Annotated in this window: 23 protein-coding genes; 20 read left to right on the top strand and 3 right to left on the bottom strand. The window is 38.3% G+C overall.

All coding sequences use genetic code 11. The features are described from left to right. Both A37Q_RS0108190 and dnaB read left to right on the top strand, forming a co-directional pair. Positions 1–1,153 (top strand): hypothetical protein (locus A37Q_RS0108190; RefSeq protein WP_026196597.1); only part of this gene is annotated, 1,153 nt, incomplete at its 5' end. Between the two features lie 3 nt (positions 1,154–1,156). Beyond that, positions 1,157–2,515, top strand: a complete 1,359-nt coding sequence (gene dnaB, locus A37Q_RS15015) for a replicative DNA helicase (RefSeq protein ID WP_018299793.1) — start codon at positions 1,157–1,159, stop codon at positions 2,513–2,515. Positions 2,516–2,820: 305 nt separating this feature from the next. Here the strand turns inward: dnaB and A37Q_RS0108180 are convergent, their stop codons facing one another. Continuing rightward, positions 2,821–3,597 carry a LuxR C-terminal-related transcriptional regulator gene (locus A37Q_RS0108180; RefSeq protein WP_018299792.1) on the bottom strand — a complete coding sequence of 259 codons (777 nt, stop codon included), beginning with the start codon at positions 3,595–3,597 and terminating at the stop codon, positions 2,821–2,823. Here A37Q_RS0108180 and A37Q_RS0108175 point away from each other — a divergent pair. After that, the gene (locus A37Q_RS0108175) at positions 3,582–4,841 is read left to right on the top strand and encodes an MFS transporter (RefSeq protein WP_018299791.1); all 1,260 of its coding nucleotides are present in this window, start codon (positions 3,582–3,584) and stop codon (positions 4,839–4,841) included. The genes A37Q_RS0108180 and A37Q_RS0108175 overlap by 16 nt on opposite strands. A gap of 307 nt (positions 4,842–5,148) precedes the next feature. Here the strand turns inward: A37Q_RS0108175 and A37Q_RS0108170 are convergent, their stop codons facing one another. After that, on the bottom strand, positions 5,149–5,754 hold the full coding sequence (locus A37Q_RS0108170; protein WP_018299790.1) for a helix-turn-helix domain-containing protein: 606 nt from the start codon (positions 5,752–5,754) through the stop codon (positions 5,149–5,151). Positions 5,755–6,314: 560 nt separating this feature from the next. Here A37Q_RS0108170 and A37Q_RS16245 point away from each other — a divergent pair. The 17 genes from A37Q_RS16245 to traN all read left to right on the top strand — a co-directional run bounded on the left by A37Q_RS16245 (position 6,315) and on the right by traN (position 19,821). Beyond that, positions 6,315–6,482 (top strand): hypothetical protein, encoded by a 168-nt coding sequence (locus A37Q_RS16245; RefSeq protein WP_018299789.1) that lies wholly within the window; start codon positions 6,315–6,317, stop codon positions 6,480–6,482. Between the two features lie 117 nt (positions 6,483–6,599). Further along, on the top strand, positions 6,600–6,842 hold the full coding sequence (locus tag A37Q_RS0108160) for a hypothetical protein (protein ID WP_018299788.1): 243 nt from the start codon (positions 6,600–6,602) through the stop codon (positions 6,840–6,842). 23 nt (positions 6,843–6,865) lie between these two features. Continuing rightward, entirely contained in the window at positions 6,866–7,186 is a 321-nt protein-coding gene (locus tag A37Q_RS0108155) for a hypothetical protein (RefSeq protein WP_018299787.1), read from the top strand. Between the two features lie 245 nt (positions 7,187–7,431). Continuing rightward, positions 7,432–7,719, top strand: coding sequence for a hypothetical protein (locus A37Q_RS0108150; RefSeq protein ID WP_018299786.1), 288 nt, complete (start codon positions 7,432–7,434; stop codon positions 7,717–7,719). A 9-nt stretch (positions 7,720–7,728) separates the two neighbouring features. Next, on the top strand, positions 7,729–8,019 hold the full coding sequence (gene traL, locus A37Q_RS0108145) for a type IV conjugative transfer system protein TraL (protein ID WP_018299785.1): 291 nt from the start codon (positions 7,729–7,731) through the stop codon (positions 8,017–8,019). A 53-nt stretch (positions 8,020–8,072) separates the two neighbouring features. Then, positions 8,073–8,639, top strand: a complete 567-nt coding sequence (traE, locus tag A37Q_RS0108140; protein WP_018299784.1) for a type IV conjugative transfer system protein TraE — start codon at positions 8,073–8,075, stop codon at positions 8,637–8,639. Continuing rightward, positions 8,632–9,579 (top strand): type-F conjugative transfer system secretin TraK, encoded by a 948-nt coding sequence (gene traK, locus A37Q_RS0108135; protein WP_018299783.1) that lies wholly within the window; start codon positions 8,632–8,634, stop codon positions 9,577–9,579. The genes traE and traK overlap by 8 nt, the downstream gene beginning before the upstream one ends. Positions 9,580–9,589: 10 nt before the next feature. Beyond that, positions 9,590–11,383, top strand: a complete 1,794-nt coding sequence (locus tag A37Q_RS15885) for a TraB/TrbI/VirB10 family type IV secretion system protein (protein WP_018299782.1) — start codon at positions 9,590–9,592, stop codon at positions 11,381–11,383. Positions 11,384–11,385: 2 nt separating this feature from the next. Then, a complete protein-coding gene (gene traV, locus A37Q_RS0108125) occupies positions 11,386–12,000 on the top strand; it encodes a type IV conjugative transfer system lipoprotein TraV (protein ID WP_018299781.1) in 615 nt (204 codons plus the stop codon). A 25-nt stretch (positions 12,001–12,025) separates the two neighbouring features. Then, complete coding sequence (traC, locus tag A37Q_RS0108120) at positions 12,026–14,623, top strand: type IV secretion system protein TraC (RefSeq protein ID WP_018299780.1); 2,598 nt, start codon at positions 12,026–12,028, stop codon at positions 14,621–14,623. Then, positions 14,616–15,059: a TrbI F-type domain-containing protein gene (locus A37Q_RS15005; RefSeq protein ID WP_018299779.1), complete on the top strand. Its 444-nt coding sequence runs from the start codon at positions 14,616–14,618 to the stop codon at positions 15,057–15,059. The genes traC and A37Q_RS15005 overlap by 8 nt, the downstream gene beginning before the upstream one ends. Further along, complete coding sequence (locus tag A37Q_RS0108110; protein WP_018299778.1) at positions 15,043–15,741, top strand: hypothetical protein; 699 nt, start codon at positions 15,043–15,045, stop codon at positions 15,739–15,741. Before A37Q_RS15005 ends, A37Q_RS0108110 begins: the two co-directional genes overlap by 17 nt. Beyond that, positions 15,741–16,787 (top strand): conjugal transfer pilus assembly protein TraU, encoded by a 1,047-nt coding sequence (gene traU, locus A37Q_RS0108105; RefSeq protein WP_018299777.1) that lies wholly within the window; start codon positions 15,741–15,743, stop codon positions 16,785–16,787. The genes A37Q_RS0108110 and traU overlap by 1 nt, the downstream gene beginning before the upstream one ends. Positions 16,788–16,798: 11 nt before the next feature. Beyond that, positions 16,799–17,506, top strand: a complete 708-nt coding sequence (gene trbC, locus A37Q_RS15880) for a type-F conjugative transfer system pilin assembly protein TrbC (RefSeq protein ID WP_018299776.1) — start codon at positions 16,799–16,801, stop codon at positions 17,504–17,506. Then, positions 17,473–18,459 (top strand): hypothetical protein, encoded by a 987-nt coding sequence (locus A37Q_RS0108095; protein WP_018299775.1) that lies wholly within the window; start codon positions 17,473–17,475, stop codon positions 18,457–18,459. The genes trbC and A37Q_RS0108095 overlap by 34 nt, the downstream gene beginning before the upstream one ends. Beyond that, positions 18,450–19,433: a hypothetical protein gene (locus tag A37Q_RS0108090; RefSeq protein ID WP_018299774.1), complete on the top strand. Its 984-nt coding sequence runs from the start codon at positions 18,450–18,452 to the stop codon at positions 19,431–19,433. Before A37Q_RS0108095 ends, A37Q_RS0108090 begins: the two co-directional genes overlap by 10 nt. A gap of 58 nt (positions 19,434–19,491) precedes the next feature. Next, positions 19,492–19,821, top strand: coding sequence for a conjugal transfer protein TraN (gene traN, locus A37Q_RS0108085; protein WP_018299773.1), 330 nt, complete (start codon positions 19,492–19,494; stop codon positions 19,819–19,821). Between the two features lie 14 nt (positions 19,822–19,835). Here the strand turns inward: traN and A37Q_RS0108080 are convergent. Next, on the bottom strand, positions 19,836–20,099 hold a 264-nt coding region (locus tag A37Q_RS0108080; protein WP_018298474.1), incomplete at its 5' end, for an IS3 family transposase.

Below are 20,099 nucleotides of genomic sequence, written 5' to 3'. Positions count from 1 at the left end.
GGTACAAACTGAGAGCAAACTGGGTACAAACAAGGTACAAACTGAGAGCAAACTGGGTACAAACAAGGTACAAACTGAGAGCAAACTGGGTACAAGTTCGGCTAAATTATCAACACTTTCTCCTCTTGTTATTAATATATTAACTTACATCTATAGCCATATAGACGATCATCAAAAACGTGAAAGTTCAGAAATAAAAATTGCTGACTTAGCTTTAGATTGTGATACATCAATAAATACCGCAAAAGTAACAATTAAAAGGCTTTCAGCAAAATATATAATCGTACGCTCTAACTTTAAAGCTGGTAAATTTGGGTGGTCTCAATATAAAATGTCATTAGATATATTTAAACAGTTTCAAGATCTGAAAACACCACAAATAAATAATTTTTCTGAGAAAAAAATTGGACCTATATATAATAGTAATACTATTACTACTAAAAATAATATAGAGAATCAAAATCAAAATTTAATAGTTGAACTAACACAACAAATTGAAGAGTTAAAAAAACAACAATCTCAATTGAATCAGTCCCAAGCAAATGAGTTATCCAATTCTAATGAAAAGGAGAGGGCGGTAGTAGAGTCAGTCGAAGAGAGTCACTCTGATGCTGTAGATTGGACTAATTTGGATTATTCAGCCTTAAGCGAGTTTGGCTTTAAAAAATCTCATGTCACGCAAATTAAGAATTTTAATAAAACACTCGATGTTGATATGCAACTCACTGTTGAAAGCGTTCAAGAGTCGATTGAGCACTATGCATGGGCATTAGCTAATCGCTTAGATGAAATGACAGATAAGTATGGTAAGCGTTTTCAAAATAACACATTAGGTATACTCATAGGCGTGCTTAAAAAAGGGGGTAACTGGGTAGAGGCCAACTACAAATCTGCTGCCGATGAAGCCTTTGAAGCCTCTTTAGCTGCCAAAAAAGAAAGGCTTGAGAAAATCAAAGCACAAAAAGAAGAGATGTTAACTGTTGAATTTGAGCTTTGGCGTGAATCTTTAAGTGATAAAGAAGTGAAATCCATTGAAAAAGAAGGGGACTTTGAACACAAGTTGCCACCCTCAGCGCATAAGAAAAAGGGTGACAGCAAGTTATATGTAAACGCACTAAGAAACCACTTCATTAATAACGTCTACGAGAGATAATATATGTCAAAAGTAACGGTAAATCAAGATAATGCGATTTTAGCAGAGCAATCTGTGATTGGATCACTGATATTAGACAATGATGTCTATGACAGAATCGGAGAGATGCTAAGAGCTGAGGATTTTTTTCATCCCGCTAATCAAATTCTGTATCAACACATCCAACAATTAGCTGAAAGTGGGCAGGTGTATGATGTCGTCACCCTTGAGACATCACTGGCTAAAGCAAGATTAATTGATCAAGTGGGCGGGATAGGGTACTTAGCTGAGATTGCTAATAACACCCCAACAACCACCAATGTCGTTGCTTATGCTGAGATTGTCAGAAAAAAATCAATTACACGTAAGCTCTCAAAAAGCCTACTCGAAGCCAATGAGTTACTGAAAGAAAAAGGGCTGTCAGAAGAAGAGACGTTAGAGAAGATTGAACAAAGCATTTTATCGGTGCGTCAAAGCATTGAGACAGGTGAAAGTGAGTTTATCTCAGCCAAAGCCGTCATTCCTGAGATTATTGATTATTTAGATGCTTTATCTGAAAAGGGTGATGGTTTGGCAGGGCTGCCTACAGGCTTTATTGATTTAGATGATAAGCTCTGTGGCTTAAAAGAAGAGCAACTTATCATCGTAGCGGGGCGCCCAGCAATGGGAAAAACCACCTTTGCGATGAATATAGCCGAAGCCGTCCTTAGAAAAACCGATCAATCCGTTTTAGTTTTCTCGATGGAGATGTCAGCCAAAGATATTATGATGCGGATGGCATCCTCCCTTGGAAAACTGCCATTTTCAACGATACGCTCAGGACAGTTAGAAGATGAAGATTGGCCAAAGTTAACGGCTGCTTTTACAGAAGTAGAAAAGATGCAATTATCGATTGTGGATAGGGCAGCATTAACACCACTGGAGCTTAAACATAAAGCAAGGAAATTCAAAAGAGAAAATCCAAATCTTGGTTTAATTGTCATTGATTATCTGCAACTGATGCAAAGTCCGGGTTTTCAAAATAATCGCAACTTAGAGATTACTTACATCTCAAGCCAACTAAAAGCATTGGCAAAAGAGCTTAAAATCCCCGTCATCGCATTATCTCAACTAAATAGAGGGTTAGAGTCAAGAGCAAACAAAAAACCGCTTATGAGCGATTTACGAGACTCTGGCAGTATTGAGCAAGATGCCGATGTGATCTTATTTGTACACAGAGAGGAAGTGTACAATAGAGACGATCCTGATTTAGAAGGCGAGGCGGATATTGTGATTGGGAAGCAAAGAAATGGTGAGATAGGGGAAGTGCAACTTACTTTCAGAGGCGAGTATTGTCAATTTGCCAATAGGGAGTTTAGACAATATGAACGGCAATTTGGGTAGTTTGTTAGCAATTCAACCCAATACCTTTAATAGCATTTTGAGAGATGGGTGGTTATGTAGTTCCTTATTTTTCACTAAGTCATGGAAACTTAAAAACTTTCGTGTGTGATTACGTAAAAATACTTGCGAATTTTGAAAGTCAATAGTGACTATTTCTATATTTTTCATTTTATTGCGGGTATATTGGGTATATATTAATGATATTTTATAAATTAAAATAAGATGTAGACACCCTATACTTTGGGGTATTTTACAAAAAATGCTTACTTTGGGGTTGACCTGCTATTAATTGAACATGTATATATCTAAAAATTTCTCTTTAATAATTCATTGATAATCCCTGTATCAAAAGCTATATCTTTCACATCACTCATCAGTTTCACACCCATTTTTTTCTTTATCCGTTCTTGAGTATCGTATACCGTATAATAGGATTTGCATGCCAATTCAGCTATTTCTCTAGCTGATTTCCCCCTGACGCTCCAATATAAAACCTCTATTTCTTTTTCAGATAATTCATACTTATCAATAGGTGAATTTTCAACAAATTGATTCTCGATTTCCTCTAGCACCTGTTGATCTGATATATTTACGCCGAAGAGATATGCTTGATCACATATTTCTTTCATACTGAAATTCTTAATTTCAGTCAATATCGTAATATTGCCGACAATAATGCCATTTTTATATATAGGAAAGCGTTTAATCATCACGGTCTTTAACCCGCTACTGTATTTATATCGACCAAGGTTTAATTGAGTAACTCCCTGATTAATTAATCGATCTTTTTGTAGAAATGATGGCGCCAAATTTCCCTCATTCCAGATCATGTCAAAATCTGTTTTCATGAATATATCATCAGGAGAATCAAGACCAGCAGAAACACTAAGTGCTCGATTGCATTTTGTGAGCCTACTATTAACATCTTTAATAACTATAAGGTCAGAAATAGAGTCAATGAATTGAGTATTATTATAAATTTCATCACAGTTTAACAATAATTGATCGGTCACTTCATGTAATGTAGACTTACCTTCCGATTGGAATAAGGTTATAGGTTTTTTAGGTGAAAATTCATCCATCAAAAAGGGTATTATTGTGCATTTTTCTTATTGTAGCATTTTTCTATGGTTACGATCCATTGATAAGAAGCTCAATTCAAAGTATGGTCAATCCGTTGATGAATAGCTTAAATACAAATGCAACTGGCATTGGAGTTATTTCAGGTAGTTACTTATATGCCTATGTTTTGATGCAAATACCATCAGGAATTCTAATGGATTGGATGGGATTAAAACGATTATTTATTTTAGCGGTATCAGTTTGTTCCATTGCCCTTATAGCGTTTGCTTTAAGTTCAAGCGTCGAGTCTGCATCTATATCAAGAGCAGTGATTGGTGCTTTTGCTGCGGCATCTACTATTGTTGGGTTTGGCGCAGTCTTAAAATATTTTCCAGTGGCTTCCGCCCCTGTCTTAATAGGTATAGTGCAATTTTCTGGTACCATTGGGGATGTAATATCTGGTTATCCAGTAGCAACCTCTGTTAGCAATATTGGCTGGCGATATACGTCAATCATTATTGCTTTAATAGGATTATTTGTAGTTTTACTGGTTAGTATAAAGCTCCCAAGTTTACAGCAATATGAAAAAACAAAATTGAAGTTTAATGAGCAGGTTAGAAACCTAATGCCAACTTTTAAAAATCGGCAAGTTTGGGTATGTATAGGATTTGCTTTTTTTATATGGACTCCTGTACAACTGTTTGCTGGATTATGGGGAACATCTGCTGTAGCTTTGCAATATCATTTACCTATTGAATCTGCGGCAGCTTATGTATCTGCTACATGGTTTGGAGTAGGAATTGGTAGTATATTAATTGGAATAATGACCAACTTTTTAAAATCCTACAGAATACCGTTGGTATTTTTCACTTCGATAGGCCTTATATTTTCATTTGTTTTATTTGGCTCATTTACACTTCCGCTGTGGCTTCTTCCAATTGTTTTCTTTATTTATGGTACAAGCGCCTCTGGTCAAGCTTTGAGTTTTGCAGTATTAGGTAGAGTAATTGAGAAAGAAAATATAGGAATTATGACGGCGATTAATAATATGGCAGTTATGTTGAGTAGCGCTATTCTCGACCCTGTGGTTGGATGGCTTATTGATCTTCATTCGTCTAACACACATAATAGTCTAAGCTCATATACGATATCAGATTTCAATTATGCCTTTTCAATCATCCCAGTGCTGTTTGTTATTCCTCTTCTATTATCCTTTTTTATCCGCGTTAGTTATGGGATCAAAGACAACCATGCCACAACCTGATCTATTATTGTATTTTTATTAATTACAATCAGAGCACATATTATAAATAGAGCAAGATATAAAAGCATTATAACGTTTTTTTTGTTTTTTTCCGTTTTAGGGATACTGACAACAAGTTCGATAAAATCACAAAGTATTCTCATACCTAGATAGAGGATTCCTGTCCCTAAAGTGATATATCCAAGAACTCCAATAATCTGATATTTGTAAGTAATAACAGAACATAGATATCCAGCTAAAATAATTAAGAATGCGGGGTAGTATCTAAAAACTTTTAACATCTGTATTTGCAGTCAGCATAATAATTTCACTGATTATGCAATGATTTCATTAAAACAGCAATTATATTAGGTCTTAAAATTTCTAGGATTTTATCATCTTTTAGATTCACTACCTTTAATGTGTTTCTATAGGACTCCTTTACAGAGCACAGTATTCGATCATTATTATAGTTTACTAGGCATACATCTTTTTGATGTGCCACTTCTTTTGAGAAATATAATATAGTTCCTTCGGTAAACAGTGGAGCATAATCATCATTGTGTAATACAACAGCAAATGAATATTCTAAATTTGACTCAATATAGCTATTTACTGCTTCACCTGATATTTTTTGGAAAGGTACTTTGAATGTACCTTCTTTATTTTTAATTAAAAAGTTAATATCTTCATTACATAGTTGATCAAATTCTATTTGCAAAGCTTGTGAAATAAATCGTTTTGTTTTAGGTTGTATTTTATTTGGATCAGGACTTTTTAAAAGTCGAGAAATTAGTGAGTGGCTAACACCTGTTTCTTTCGCAAAATCTCGTAAACTGAGATTATTGATCTCAAGATATTTTTTAAGATTATCTGATAATTTTGACACTATAAAAATATGAATCTGTTGTTTTATATCGATAGGATAATACATGTGTATCATACATGTATGGATATGGTTGAAAAAAACAAAAATAAATCCTAAAAAATACTAAATATACACTTGCACCATATAAAATCAACTGGTAGTATGTTGAGTATGAATTATTAAGGTCATGAGTTGAAAAAAATACCCCATGATAACTTTACCTAAAAACAGCCTTTAGAAATATACCCTAAATTTCGGGTGGGGCATCTGGGTGGCATTACCGCTAAGTCAAATTGGCGGTAATGTTTCCAGAAAAATGAGTAAGAAAATTTGAAACACGTCCATTCGCAGGGACGGGTTAGCATCCTATGCCATTATGTGCGGGGTATATTTAACATAGTGGCGTAGGCTCTGCGTAAAAGAATAAAAATGAAATAGATAGATATTTTCGTGGACTTCATTATCCGCAACCAAACTTTTAATGAAGTCCAAAACAAACTGATCCGAGATCAGCAAGTCTATGATAGATGATATTTGCTAGATAGTAAATATTACTACCTCGATTTGTTTTCTCCGTATCGTGATTATAGGTTTCTACAAATAGAAAGATAGAAGGAGTTATTTTGGTGAAAACAAAATGCATCATTATTAAAGCTAATACGCATAAGGCGTTAAGACAGTATTGTCTTGATTACTCAATCACAATTGTTGATGCCGCGACTGAAATTATTAATCAACATCTTCACCAAAAAAGTTACAGCATTTCAATACCAGTCAATCAATCAAATAAGTAATAAATAGCTTGCAGGTGGGGGCTTGTTGGTAGCACAGATACATGAGGGAAGTAATGTATCTGTTCTACTCAATGTTGATATGAAGTAATGAATCAGATAGCAATAGGAGTAACGATGATGAGAGATAAAGATTTTTACTTAACTGCCGAAGACTGTCAGAAACCTTTGAATTTTAGCGATGATAATACACGTTTTTTGCTGCATCATCCCACAGGCAATAAAATTATCACACATGATGAGCTGGAGTGGTTTTGTCAGAAGTGTTTTGGTGAAGTGGCATTATTTGCTGAGGATGCATTATTGCATGGTCAATCACTGAATATCGGTAGTGGTTTACTATCCATAGAAGTTTTACATTAATCAATCAACCAGGGAGAGTCTCAGTGGAGAATATTAAAGCAAACAAGCTCAATAAAATGGCTTTTACAGAAGTGGGTTACAACCTATTAAAATCAGTTGTCTATGTACTGATTAATATGTTTTGGTCTTTGTGTTTATCAAGTTTATTGATTATCGGCATCATGATATTGCAACACATCTGGTTTATGCACCTTGATGCTACTCAATACCATGCAGCCATGGAAAATATTGCTGCTAAAGCCTCAAGTGAGCTCATTAGTCATTATGCCGTGTACTTAGCATGCATTATTTTCATGTATCGGGTCATTGGTGACTTGGTTGGTAATGTATTATCTAGTCAATAACAAAGGGGAGTAGGGATGATGCTTAAATGGAGTGATTCAGGCTGATTTGATCATAAACCAGTAGTGATCTAATGCGATGATTTTTTAATAAGCCCATACCCAATGGGTAGGGTACTTTTTGCCTGATAAAAAGGCATTAGCGTAAAGAAAAAATTGATAAGCCTTAAAGCATCAAAAACGCAAGAAATAAAAATCAATCAACAAACTAAAAACCAAAAACCACAAAAACGAAAGAGGTAAATAAAATGTTTAAAGTTGCTCAAAACCATGTGAAATCACTCATTACTTATGTGAGTGCTGTTGTGCTGAATCTTTTTGTTGTCAGTCAGTGTTTTGCTACTGACTATTTCAGTTCAGGTAAAACCAATATTCAGGACAGTATTGGCGTAGGAAGCACCTTGTATTTCACTGTGTTCGGGGTTGGCTTATTAGGTGCGATCGTTAAAGCCAAGCAATCAGGAGATTGGGTTAAGTGGCTTTCTGGCTATGGTGCCTGCTTACTGGGCTATAGCATTTTAAGTTCATTTATGTGAGATAGGTCGATGAGTGATGATCTGGATTTTAGAATACCCTCAAGACTCAATGCGCCACGGAAATTTCTATTTATGACGTTGGATGAATTTATCCCAGCGCTGGTGATTTTTCTGATTGTGTTTTTTATGTTTAAGCAACCGATTATGGCAGTCATTTTGGCGGGGATATGGGTCGGTATTCTTAAGTATTTTAAACAGGGTCATGGCACCGATTTTTTGATGATCAGATTGCAGCGTATTTTGCCCGTCAGTGTGTTCTCTAAAGTGCCACCCAAATCAAAGAACAAATGGCTTTTTTAGGTTGTGATGATCGATAAGCCAAGATGATAAAAGCGTAAAACAAGGTAAAAATCATGGATTTTAATTTAAGTAAAACCAAAGTGGACATTGCAAATCAGGTGAGCAAGATTCTTATTTTTGCACTGATTGGCATTACGATTGTCGCGATCCTTGAGGGTATTTTGCTGTTTAAGTTTAAACGTGATGCAAAGGTGATTGTGGTGCCACCTGTTATCACTCAGCCATTTACAGTAAGTAATACTTCGGTAGATCAAAGTTATTTACAACAAATGACCTTATTTTTAATAGGTCTTAAGCTCAACGTAACCCCTAAGACCGTAGCGGCAACACATCAATTGTTTTTAGATTATGTGGCACCTGAAGTATACGGCGCGGTTGAAAAGCAGTTGATTGAAGAAACAGAGGCGATTAAAGCAGGGGATATATCCGCCAGTTTTTCATTATCGAGCATTATTGTTGATGCCCCGCAGTTAATGGTTAAGGTGTCTGGCATTTTAAAGCGTAGTTCTGGCTCGAACATTCTGCCTGATGACAATGTCACTTACCTTGTGCGTTATGAATTAAGTAATGGCACTGTCAAGCTCTTAAGTCTATCTAAATGGGAGAAAAACCATGCTTAAGCAATTTATTACCCAAGCGTGCTGGGGTGCAGTATGTTTATCATTGGTGCCGTTGGTAGCAGTAGCCGATAACAATGAGACTATCAAACCAAATTTACATTTTAACCAGCAAAATACAGTGCTGAAACCAGATAAAAAAAGTGATAAACAAAGTCATGCTATTCCATCACCAACCTCTGCCAATATCGTCAAGCCAGAAGATGCCGCAGAAGCAGTAGCGGCAGTGTCAGAAGTATCAGATCAGATAGCCCCTAAAGTTGCCAAGCCACAAGCGCATATTATGATTCAGCCACCTGTTGTGGTCACTCTGGGCAATAATGAGACAGTTCAGCTTAGCATGAGTGAGCATCAGCTTAATCGTTTATTTGTCAAAGGCGATAGTATCAGCAATATTGACTGCCCGCAGAGTTTTTGTGAGATCAGCTTTGATAAAGATGACCCATCAGGTGCGGTTAAGATCAAATATCACACGAATAATGCATTTACTTATCATGTGACAACACATGGCGGATACAACTTTAGTGTGAACGTCACCCCTAAAATCAATGCTTCTGGTTTGGGGGATACGGTTGAATTTGTCTTGATTGGTGGCAATCCAACGAAAAAAGCCACAGAGGAAGACAGTCCTTATCAAAAGCTTATTATCAAGCGTATGCGCCAGATGATGCAGAATAAAGAAAGTGACAATTTCAGTTATGTTGCTGTTAAGCCAGATGGTGATCAAAGTGCTAACACGATTTACGACAATTTAATGGTTCGCCCAATCAAAGCCTATCAAAGCGCGACACTTAAAGGGGTGGTATATCAGCTAACCAATACAGGTAAGCTAGCAACACCTTTGGCAGAGTCACAATTTTATACGCATGGTGATCGTGCTATCGCGTTAGATCAGCATTCACTGGCACCCCATCAAAGCACTTACTTGTATGTATTAAGATAAGGGGCAGATGATGAAAGATTTAAACGAGTTTGAAGGTAAAGAACTGAATAACCCAAATCAAGAGGGTGATGAGGGTCATCAAGAAGATCATCAAGGCGATCAAAATAGCTTGACTCATCAGGGCGGCAATAAAGATAACAGCAAAGATAAAAACGATCAGAAAGATAAGAAAGGTGCTGAAAGCAAAAATAGTGGTAATGAAGCAGCTAAGCGCAGCCTAACAAAAGGTTTGTTGGCAAAGATCACGGGCTTATTCAGCTTTTTGAGTTTCTTGAGTTTTTTCAAGAAAAAACCAGATCAATATGATGACCAAGATCAGCAAAATGAGCAGATTGAGCAGGATCAATTATCTGATCATAGTGATGCCAATGATTACGATCATGAGGAAGAAAATCAAACCCTGTGGGATAAGTGCTCGCCGTATAAAAACATTATTTTTATAGGCGGTTTTGTTTTGCTGCTAATCATTGTCATTAGTCTCATTATTCACATTAAAAACAAAAATAATAGTGTAGAGAGTTTGATTCCGAATGTTAATCAACAGACAGTCAATCTTGCTGGGGTGACAACGGATTTTACCCATGCCTATGAATCAACAGCTTTGCAATCTAATCAGATTCAGTTATCTAAATTGCAAAAGCAGTTGGATGTAATGCAAAAAAGAATGCAGGGCATTCAAGATGCAGCAAAAGAACAAGAGGACAAACAGTCTAAAACCATTCGTGATTTACAGAATCAGTTACGCGGCACCCAAGGGGCGCTGGAAAACATCAACACCAACAAGCATGGGGTTGAAACTACTACAGATACCAATAGCAATGGTGGTGCCATGATTAATAATGCCAGTAAAGCACCACTACACTTAAACATGCTGGGGCTTTATGGCAATACACGCGCTTTAGGTAAAGATAAAACGCAAGGCTTGGATATGCAGGAAGTCGGTGGTGCGCCACCATTAGCAACACAACAAATTTCAAGCTTTCATTTTAGTTTTGCGCAAAATGAAAAAGAAGATAATCCTTATGATGCAGCGAATTTTGTGCCAACAGGGACATTTGCAAAAGCGGTGATGCTTTATGGTGCTGATGCGAATGCTGGGGTGAATTCTCAAGGAGATGCAACGCCTGTTGAGTTTCAGATTTTAGAAAATGGCTATGAGCCAAACGGCAGACGTGCACCATTAAAACACTGTTTTGTGACAGCGGGTGTGACAGGGGAGATATCCTCTGAACGCGGCATAATTAAGCTCGATCGTTTATCGTGTACGCGCGATGATGGTAGTGTGTTGGATATTCCAGTGGAAGGCACGGCAGTCGATATTGGGGGTAAAAATGGCATTCGTGGCATCCCTGTGATGCGTAATGGCAAAATCATAGAAATGTCGGGCTTGTCGGGTTTCCTATCAGGGGTTGGCGGGGCGTTATCACAAGCATCTACAACAACGAGTGTATCACCATTAGGTGCGACACAAACCATCTCAGGCAGTGATGTATTAAAGGCAGGATTAGGACAAGGTGCACAAACGGCTTTAGGCAAGATTGCCGATTATTACATCAAACTGGCAGAGCAATATCACCCCATCATTCAGATTAATGCGGGTGCTATGGTTGATTTGGTTTTCTTAGGCGGTTTTCATCTTGATCCCAAACAGACACGTGCTATTGGCATGCATACACCCATGCACTACGGGCAAACAGAAAAGCCGCAAAAGCCAAGCATTGCGCAAATGATTGCCGCACAACAGAGCATTGCCAATCAAAAAATGAATGAAGTCAATCAACAGTTACAACAGGCAGGGCAGTAATCATGGCAGTTGGTTTAAAGAGAAGAAATAGCGAAAGCAGAAAAAACAGTGAAATCAGCAAAATAAGTAAAAGCATGCAAGAAAGCAAAAATGACATCAATTCTATATATCAGATATTAAACGTCACAGTGACGATAAAATGGGCGCGAAAATTGATGCTAGGTTTCATTGGTTTAGGCGTATTGCTTTTGAGTGGCTGCGCTGCGATGAATGGTAATTTCAATTGCGACAAAATTGGGGGACTGGGAGCAGGTTGTGTATCCATGAATGATGTATATAAAAATGTTCAAAATGGACGCATCAATGCAAACAGTGACTTAACACAAAACCCCATTGATATTGGCAACAGTCAAAACACAAAAGCCGCAGATGCTAAAACATTATCTGGTGTGAAACTTGAGATTCCCGCGGGCTTTACCCGTGCCATCCCTAACTCTGGTCAACCAGAGCGCACCAGTGATCATGTGAAGCGTATTTGGATTGCGCCATTTAAGGATAGGCAAGACAACTATCACGATGCATCTTACGTGTATACGGTTGTAACCCCATCACACTGGCGTGACTATCCTGTTTCAGTGATTCGCGGCGATGGGTTTGGCAGTTACCTTGAAGACTAACAGAGGATAAAAAGGACGTGTTGCTATGAAACCATCTGAACAAACAACAGCTAAAAGAGCGAACAAAATAAAAATAAAAAAACATAATCCCAATCACTTAAACACCCATTTACCATATCGATTTTATGAGGAAGATACGGCATTTTTTCATAACACCAACAGTGTGGGCTTTATGAAAGAAATGACTGTTTTAGCAGGGGCGAATCCACAAGTAATTACGCAGCTATCTTCTTTAATTAAAGATAAATTTCCAGAGGGCAAAGCGTGGAATTTTGGCTTTTCACTGGTGGGTAGTCAGCATACACATGAGGTTTTAGCCAGTAATGTTGAAGCATGCAAGGTGCGCGGTGGTGATCATGCTAAGCATGCACTTTTTGAACATGCCTTTGTAAAGAAGCATGCCATTACAGGTTTTAAATCCAACTTAGGACTAAAAACCGCATTACGTGATTACAAGGCGTATTGCTTTTTCTCCAGCAAGAGTAAACAAAAGGATGTTAAGCGTCTACTGAGGTTAAAGCAGGATGTGGAGACAGCGTTTTCAACAACAGGTATTGGACATCGTGATTTTAAACCTCAAGATTTAATCCAGTACATTCATTTTATTGGCAACAATGATCTAAACAGTATTGCCAGCAATCAATACCAGTATGATCGTTTAAATTATCTCTCTAAACAGGTGTTATCGGGGGACACCAAGTTTGGTGTTAATGACAACAGTATTGACTGGCAGTTTCGTAATCAAAAAGGGCAAAAACGTGCAACACGCACGGTTAATCTGTCTTTAAGATCATTACCTTTTGAATTTGCGCTCGGAATGGTTGCGGATTTATATGCGGACATTGCCAATGGACAAAATGCCATTCAGTGTCCATTTGTTATGACAATGAATTTTGAAGTACAGCCGCTAGCGACATCAAAGGCAAAATCATCGCGCAAATTAGCGGGTAAAAGACGTATTGCAGGCAATGCCAAGTTACGAGACTTTTTTCCTTTGATTGATGAAGATATACAGGAGTGGGATTTTATTGTTAAGGGTCAGGATAAGGGGCAGTTTAAGCTTGCCAATATGACCTTGGATTTAATGCTATTTACCTCACAAGAAAACTATGATGTTGATACAGAGACAGCCATATCCTGTTTTAAAGCAAAGGGGATGAGTTTGTCGGTTAATGAGGAGCTGCAATGGGAAGGGCTATTTAGCACACTGCCTTTTTGTAAACATGATTATAAGATGGCAGCATCACAAGCTGCAATAACACAAACGGTTACCACCTTTAATATTGCCAATATGCTCCCGATTGTTGCGGATTATAAAGGCTCCAAAGATCGCATTGGCTTAATGCTGCCGACCTTTAGAAATCAGGTGTTCTTTTTAGATAACTTTAAAACAGAGGCAGATAACTACAATATGGTTGTATGCGCTTATTCTGGGGCTGGAAAATCGGTGTTTATGCAGGCGCTTTATGATAATCATATCCAGCGTGGTGGGGAACTTTATTTGTTTGATAAAGGGGGATCGTCTCGAAAATATGCTATCTCCAATAAAGCAAAGTATCTCTCTGCTAAAGATATTAATATTAATCCTTTTCGTTATATCAGTAACAATAATGACTCAGAGTATTTGGATGCGTCTAATAAGCAGATTGCGACCTTAATTGGTGTGATGGCAGAACCTGAAGCATTACTCGATGAAGTCGAAAAATCAGCAATTCTGGCGGCGGTAAGCTTTGTGCGCAAAAAATATGGACAGGATGCCAGTATTGAGCTGGTGGTTGAGTATCTTGAAACCCATTATCACGAAATTAAGGAGATGAACCAGGAGACAGCAAATAAAATCTTTCAAGTGTATTACAACCTAAGAAAATATACACACAAATATAATGGACATTATGCCAATGTGTTTTCAGGTGAGGGCAGTATTTTAGAGGATGGTAATCCGACTACGATTCTTGAGTTAGAGGACTTTGAATATGACGAGGAGTTGTTAAAAATTGTCGTTTTTAGCTTGATGGTAGTGGTCAATGAAAAGATGTATCGATCAGGTAAGAAAAGGCGCAAGATGTGTCCCTTTGAAGAAGCGTGGAAGCTGCTTGGTGATAGTAGTCCGCAAACTGCCAACATGATTGAGTGTGGTTATCGTACGGCGCGTAAATTTAATGGGGCATTTGTGGTGATTACACAGGGCATGGAAGACTTTTTAAACTCTAAAGCCGCAGAAGCAGCATGGAATAATGCAGGGGTTAAGATCATCATGCGTCAGAACCCTGAGAAGTTTGCTGAGTATCTGCAATCTGATCGTAATATCTTTACCAGTGCTGAAGCTAAGATTATTAACAGCTTTCAAAAAGCGGGCACAGCAGGCTTTTCATCACTGATGATTAAAGCAGGTGGTGTGACCACATTTAACCGCCTTTTCCTTGACCCTTATAAGCGCATATTGCTGACCACTGAGCCAAACGAAGATTCAATGGTTGAGGAGTTGGTAGCACAGGGGGTTGATATGGATACAGCCGTTTATCTGGTGGCTGCACGTTTATATGGTGATGAGATTCCAAGTGAGATACATGCTTATTTTGCTGATCGTGTCAAAGCATTACAAGGCGAGGTGTCTTATGCGTAAGGTAAACACAAGTACATCATTGGCTCTTTTTATGGCAGTCATTAGCTTTATTGCTTTGGTGGCGTTGTGGTTGTCATTAATGAATTACTTTAACCCACCGCGTTCACTGGTATCGTTTGATGTTAACAAAACGGTCAAGTTATTTACGCAGCAATTAGCTAAGCAGAACTTAACGCCTGAGCAGCAAAAGCAAGCTTTCCAGCGATTTAATACAGTATTATCAGAGGTTGAATACCGTTATTGTCAACAGTTTAACTGCGCATTGATTGTCACGCCTGCGGCAGTGAATTTTATTCCCGATGCAACACTTATCATTCAACAGGCAATTGCTAAAAAAATGCAATTGTTTAACCAATCACAGGCGCAATCAATTGATCCTCAATCAAGTGTTAATTATTTTGCAGTTAAGGGGCATGAACATGATCTTAATAAATAAAACACAGAAGTGGAAAAAGCTCATTGCAGTGATTGGTGTATTGATGGCGCTACCTTTGACGCCAACGAGTGTGACGGCAAAAAACTTGGGGGTTTATGGGAAAACTTATCCCATTAATGAGCAGGACTTCTTGTTGTATTTAATGGCAAAAATTGCTGATTTAAAAGCTTCTGGCAAATGGACTGATATTGAAAGACAAATGCAGGAAGCCACACAAAAAGAAGCGTTAAATCCAACACAACCTTATCAATATCCAACGATTAGCCAGGGTGCGATTTATACGGTTGATCCAACACTGACTATTGAGCATGACATTCGCCTACCTGATGGGCGCTTGCTTGCGCATAAAGGGCAGAAAGTAAATCCGTTTGATTATTTGCCGCATCATTATGATAAGGTGATTATTTTTATTAATGGCACAGATATGCGTCAGGTTGAATGGGCATCACAAGCCATTACAACCATGCAGCACTCAGGACATTCTTATTATCTAATTTTAACGCAAGGGAACTTAAAAACTGCCTACGATAAATTGGGCAGAATCTACTTTGACTATCATGGTTTTTTATCGACAAAACTCGGTGTTAAGACAGTACCAAGCATTGTTAGCGAAGTGAAAAATAAATGGCAAGTCCAGCAAGTCAGTTGCTCCAGTCAATATTGTCAAGGGGGTAGAGTCTGATGAGCATACTTAAAAATCTTGTGCAGAAGTCATTGCATGGCATGGTGCTGATAACTGGTTGCGCTGTGATGCTGACATTATCTTTTAATGGTTCTTATGGCGCAGGCGCTGCGTGTACAGGTAAGTTTGTGGCACCAAGCGCAATAGATTGGAAAGGGCTTTTTCCCATTACCTTTGGTCGTATTCCAGTGGCACAAGGCGATGCCCCTGATACGCAAAATCCATCCATTCCTGTCTGTAGTTGTCCAGCACCTCCACCTGTATATCGCCGTATTGGATTATCATTTGGCTATTGGGAGCCGTATGCCTTAGTGGATGTCACCAGAACCCCTTTTTGTATGGTCAATATGGGCTTTCAGATGAGCATGGGCATGAAAGAAGAAGATATTGGCGGCAGAACAACCAACAACGATCAGGACTATCCAGAGGGGAATTTCTTTCACCTACACTGGTATAAATATCCTATTGCTTATTTATTGAACGTTATCACCTCAATTGGATGCGTGCAATCAGATAATTTTGACTTAGCGTACATGAGTGAATTTGACCCTGCATGGCAGGATGATGCGCTGTCAATGATTTTAAATCCAGAGGCATTGTTATTTGGCAACCCTATTGCACAAATTGCTTGCGCTGCTGATGCAATTAAAACCATCCCAAACAGTCAATTACCTATTGATGCCTTGTTCTGGTGTATGGGTTCTCAAACCTCCACGGTTTATCCGCTAGACGGTAATAATTTAGATGGTTATACGTCTGTGCAAAGTGCAACGCTCTTATCAGAGCGCTTTAATTATAAACTGCACCGCGAGGGTGTAGTTCAAGACAGTGAACCTACGCAATATGGGATGTGTAATGCGGTATATCACCCCATTATTCCTAAATCACGCTATCGCTATGAAATGGTCAACACTATTCCAGATGCTGCCAGTGTGCATCCGTATGGGCATATTACTTACCTCTGGGAGTCAGGGCATAACAATCCTGCAACAGGTGACAATTTCGGGTTTTTGATGTGGCGTAAACGTAACTGCTGTTTGTTATAAGGGGAAAGGTCATGAACTTTTTATTTAAATTTAAAAAACATCTGATATATGGCTTTGTTATGGCATCTGTTTCTCTTGCGACGGTTAATGCAGCGAGCTTGTCGAATACAGTTCAAGCTATCGGAGCATATAATCAAAATATGATTCATTATCAAATGGCAGCCACCAAAGAAGCCATTAGCCAGCATGAGGATCAATGGAAGCGCTTGCAGTTCAAAAAATACCATCAGGCATTTAATCAACTAGGGGTAAAACAGGAAGCCCAACAAGGGGTGATGATTTTTGTTACCTTGTCGATGCCGACATTTACATTAAGGCAAATTTTAATGCAAGCAGCACGTTTACACATCCCTGTGATGATTCGTGGACTGGTCAATAATGATTTTGCGACCACAAGAAAACGTGTTGCTCAAATTATCACACTTAAAAATCAGACAGTGGTTTCAGGTGGTGTTGAGATGAATCCGATCTGGTTTAGGCAGTTTCATATTACTGAAGTGCCTGCATTTGTTGCCTATAAACGTAGCCTGAATTGTGAAGCTGGAGATATATGCGCAGATACGCAATTTGATGTGTTATCAGGCAACATTAGTGTTGATCAGGCATTACAGATATTAAGCAATAAGCATAAGGACGTCTCTGGCAGTATTGCCAGTGGGTATTTAGTTAAAAGTGAGATGAGCAAATGGTCAGACGTATTACATTCATCACAAGCTTAATGATCGCGAGTTTTAGTTTTGCTTCACAAGCAGGCGATTACAACAACAGCGTGCCGAAGGATAAAGCATTAATGGCGCAGAAGATCAATCAAGCTGCGATTTTAAATGCACATCCAACCGACACCTTTGGTGATCAATATAACCCAAACCCGAGTGAGACTCGTTATTATAGTGATGATGATTCTGCGATGAATGAGGTGGCGCAAAGCGCATTGGCTAGCTCAGATATTGCCAAAACAACTCACATAGTTAAAAACAAACAGCCAAGTGCTGATGCATTAGAAAATTCAAGTTTTGTTAAAACCAATAAGCTGTTTTTTACGGATGCTTACAATGTAGCGCATGGCATTTCAGATGATCAAATTGATTGTGAAAATGGGCATACCTGTCACTTTGTTTTTGAACCTAAAAGCTGTGAGAAAACCATTCCCGCAACCATTCATTGTAATAAATCAGCCATACCGCATACAAAGAAGGTGCCTTATAAAACCACCGTGTCATACAGTGGAGATTTAATCAAACACAGTCAGTATAGTTACAGCTACATTGCAAATGAATCAGGTATTTTGCAAAGTATTTCCGTTAAATTTGCCAACAGAAACCATAATAGTTTTCAGTGTAATGATCGAATTTACTCGGGTTACATCAATGGTATTTCAATGGGGCAGTATAAAAATAATGGTTGCTCATGGGAGTTTTATTGGCTGCCATTTTCAAAATCAGGGCTGAATATTTCTGTTCAGAAAGGGCAACCTGTATCAGTATCATTTAATTGTAAAATGCTATATCAAATCTATGACCGCAGAACAAGGAAAATAATAGATAAATGGGTTGACTGTCCGCATGGTGGACTCGATGAAAATATCGATTGGTATATTTACAGCACAACTATGCAGGTGACACGTTATAAAAAAGAAGGCTATATTACATGGGGGGATACGGTATGTCCTTAATAACCCAGAACACAGCGGTTCGTATTAATAATAGATCGCATCAAAGTCTATTTTTTTCATATGAAAGGATTTTGATAATTTTATTGATTGTAACCACTACTTTAGCCCAATCAAGTTTTGCTTCTCAAGCGGCTGATTACAACAACAGCGTGCCGAAGGATGAAGCACTAATGGCGCAGAAGATCAATCAAGCTGCGATTTTAAGTGCACATCCAACTGATACCTTTGGTGATCAATATAATCCAAACCCGAGTGAGACTCGTTACTATAGTGATGATGATTCTGCGATGAATGCGGCGGCGCAAAGCGCATTGGCTAGTTCAGATATTGTCAAAACAGCGCACATAGTTAAAAATAAACAGCCAAGTACTGGTGCGTTAGAAAATTCAAGTTTTGTTAAAACCAATAAGCTGTTTTTTACGGATGCGTACAATGTGGCGCATGGCACTTCAGATGATCAAATTGATTGTGAAAATGGGCACACCTGTCACTTTGTTTTTGAGCCTAAAAGTTGTGAAAAAACTATTCCTGCAACTATTCATTGCAATAAAACAGCCATACCGCACACACGCATCATAAAAGTTCCTGCGCAATATATTCCATTTGGTGGCACAGGAAAAACAGATTGGCGATCAGAACCCTACCACTCTGGTGCACATTTTACCTTTCCAACAACAGGGGTGCTGCGATCATTTCCAATTACCTCTCACGGCAATTGGTATGGTCATTTTTGGATTCATATCCCTCCGATTATTAGCACGATAGATACACGTTTAATGAAAACATCAGTGTCATACTTATATCAAAATTTACATATTCAAGTGACTCAAGGTGAGCAAGGTCAGCTATCAGCCGATGGCAGAGAATACGCCTCAGTGCCTGATATGACGATTGCCTATAACGGTGTGATTGAAATTCCAGCGTATGAGAGAAAAGAAAGCTACATTACATGGTCGGATACGATTTGTCCGTAGCGTAGAAAAGGTTAGAAAAGTTTAACTTTAAGGGTTTTTTGAGAAGGAGTTATTAATCATGAAAGGGTCGTTATTACTATGGTTGCTTGTGGGGTTAGGTAGTCATGCAGGTGCTTATGCTGAGGGTGTGCCTCAAGGATGCACTTATACTGGACAGACATGTGTTCAGCACGGGGGTACGCGTTATGTAGAGGGTGTGCCTGTTTATTCTGACTGCTGGCAGTATCAGCAAAATTATACCTGTCAGATAACCCCTGTGGTTAATACCTGCACTACGATGGATAACTGCAATTATCAATCACAGCAGTGCATAGCGCAGATTGCAGGTGTTTGTGTGAAATATCATTATGATTACAGTTGCCCTGTTAAGCTGGAGTGTCAACACTAATCCGGACAGTTTTCTTAAGCAAATTTAGATTTTCTCTCAAACTCTACAGGGGATAAATAATCATTATGTGTATGCCTCCTTTTACGGTTATAAAATACCTCAATATATTCAAAAATAGCTTTTTTAGCTTGCTCTCGTGTCTTAAAGTTTTCATGGTAAGTACATTCAGTCTTTAAGGTTCGAAAAAAGCTTTCAGCCACAGCATTGTCCCAGCAGTCTCCCTTACGACTCATGCTTTGTTTAATTTGATGTTGTTGAATGATTCTTCGGTGGCTTTT

It is taken from the genome of Fangia hongkongensis FSC776 = DSM 21703 (assembly GCF_000379445.1).
Classification (GTDB): Bacteria; Pseudomonadota; Gammaproteobacteria; order Francisellales; family Francisellaceae; genus Fangia; species Fangia hongkongensis.
Note: the sequence above shows the minus strand (reverse complement) of the source record. Positions and strands in the feature narration are given on the sequence as shown.

What these genes read in the sequence shown, in the direction of transcription:
- A37Q_RS0108170 (WP_018299790.1), bottom strand. Translation starts at nt 5,754, where the DNA reads ATGTATTATCCTATCGATATAAAACAACAGATTCATATTTTTATAGTG.
- A37Q_RS0108160 (WP_018299788.1), top strand. Translation starts at nt 6,600, where the DNA reads ATGAGAGATAAAGATTTTTACTTAACTGCCGAAGACTGTCAGAAACCT.
- A37Q_RS0108110 (WP_018299778.1), top strand. Translation starts at nt 15,043, where the DNA reads ATGATCTTAATAAATAAAACACAGAAGTGGAAAAAGCTCATTGCAGTG.
- A37Q_RS0108180 (WP_018299792.1), bottom strand. Translation starts at nt 3,597, where the DNA reads ATGGATGAATTTTCACCTAAAAAACCTATAACCTTATTCCAATCGGAA.
- traC (WP_018299780.1), top strand. Translation starts at nt 12,026, where the DNA reads ATGAAACCATCTGAACAAACAACAGCTAAAAGAGCGAACAAAATAAAA.
- traU (WP_018299777.1), top strand. Translation starts at nt 15,741, where the DNA reads ATGAGCATACTTAAAAATCTTGTGCAGAAGTCATTGCATGGCATGGTG.
- A37Q_RS15005 (WP_018299779.1), top strand. Translation starts at nt 14,616, where the DNA reads ATGCGTAAGGTAAACACAAGTACATCATTGGCTCTTTTTATGGCAGTC.
- traL (WP_018299785.1), top strand. Translation starts at nt 7,729, where the DNA reads ATGAGTGATGATCTGGATTTTAGAATACCCTCAAGACTCAATGCGCCA.
- dnaB (WP_018299793.1), top strand. Translation starts at nt 1,157, where the DNA reads ATGTCAAAAGTAACGGTAAATCAAGATAATGCGATTTTAGCAGAGCAA.
- A37Q_RS0108150 (WP_018299786.1), top strand. Translation starts at nt 7,432, where the DNA reads ATGTTTAAAGTTGCTCAAAACCATGTGAAATCACTCATTACTTATGTG.
- A37Q_RS15885 (WP_018299782.1), top strand. Translation starts at nt 9,590, where the DNA reads ATGAAAGATTTAAACGAGTTTGAAGGTAAAGAACTGAATAACCCAAAT.
- A37Q_RS0108095 (WP_018299775.1), top strand. Translation starts at nt 17,473, where the DNA reads ATGGTCAGACGTATTACATTCATCACAAGCTTAATGATCGCGAGTTTT.
- traE (WP_018299784.1), top strand. Translation starts at nt 8,073, where the DNA reads ATGGATTTTAATTTAAGTAAAACCAAAGTGGACATTGCAAATCAGGTG.
- traK (WP_018299783.1), top strand. Translation starts at nt 8,632, where the DNA reads ATGCTTAAGCAATTTATTACCCAAGCGTGCTGGGGTGCAGTATGTTTA.
- traN (WP_018299773.1), top strand. Translation starts at nt 19,492, where the DNA reads ATGAAAGGGTCGTTATTACTATGGTTGCTTGTGGGGTTAGGTAGTCAT.
- trbC (WP_018299776.1), top strand. Translation starts at nt 16,799, where the DNA reads ATGAACTTTTTATTTAAATTTAAAAAACATCTGATATATGGCTTTGTT.
- A37Q_RS0108090 (WP_018299774.1), top strand. Translation starts at nt 18,450, where the DNA reads ATGTCCTTAATAACCCAGAACACAGCGGTTCGTATTAATAATAGATCG.
- traV (WP_018299781.1), top strand. Translation starts at nt 11,386, where the DNA reads ATGGCAGTTGGTTTAAAGAGAAGAAATAGCGAAAGCAGAAAAAACAGT.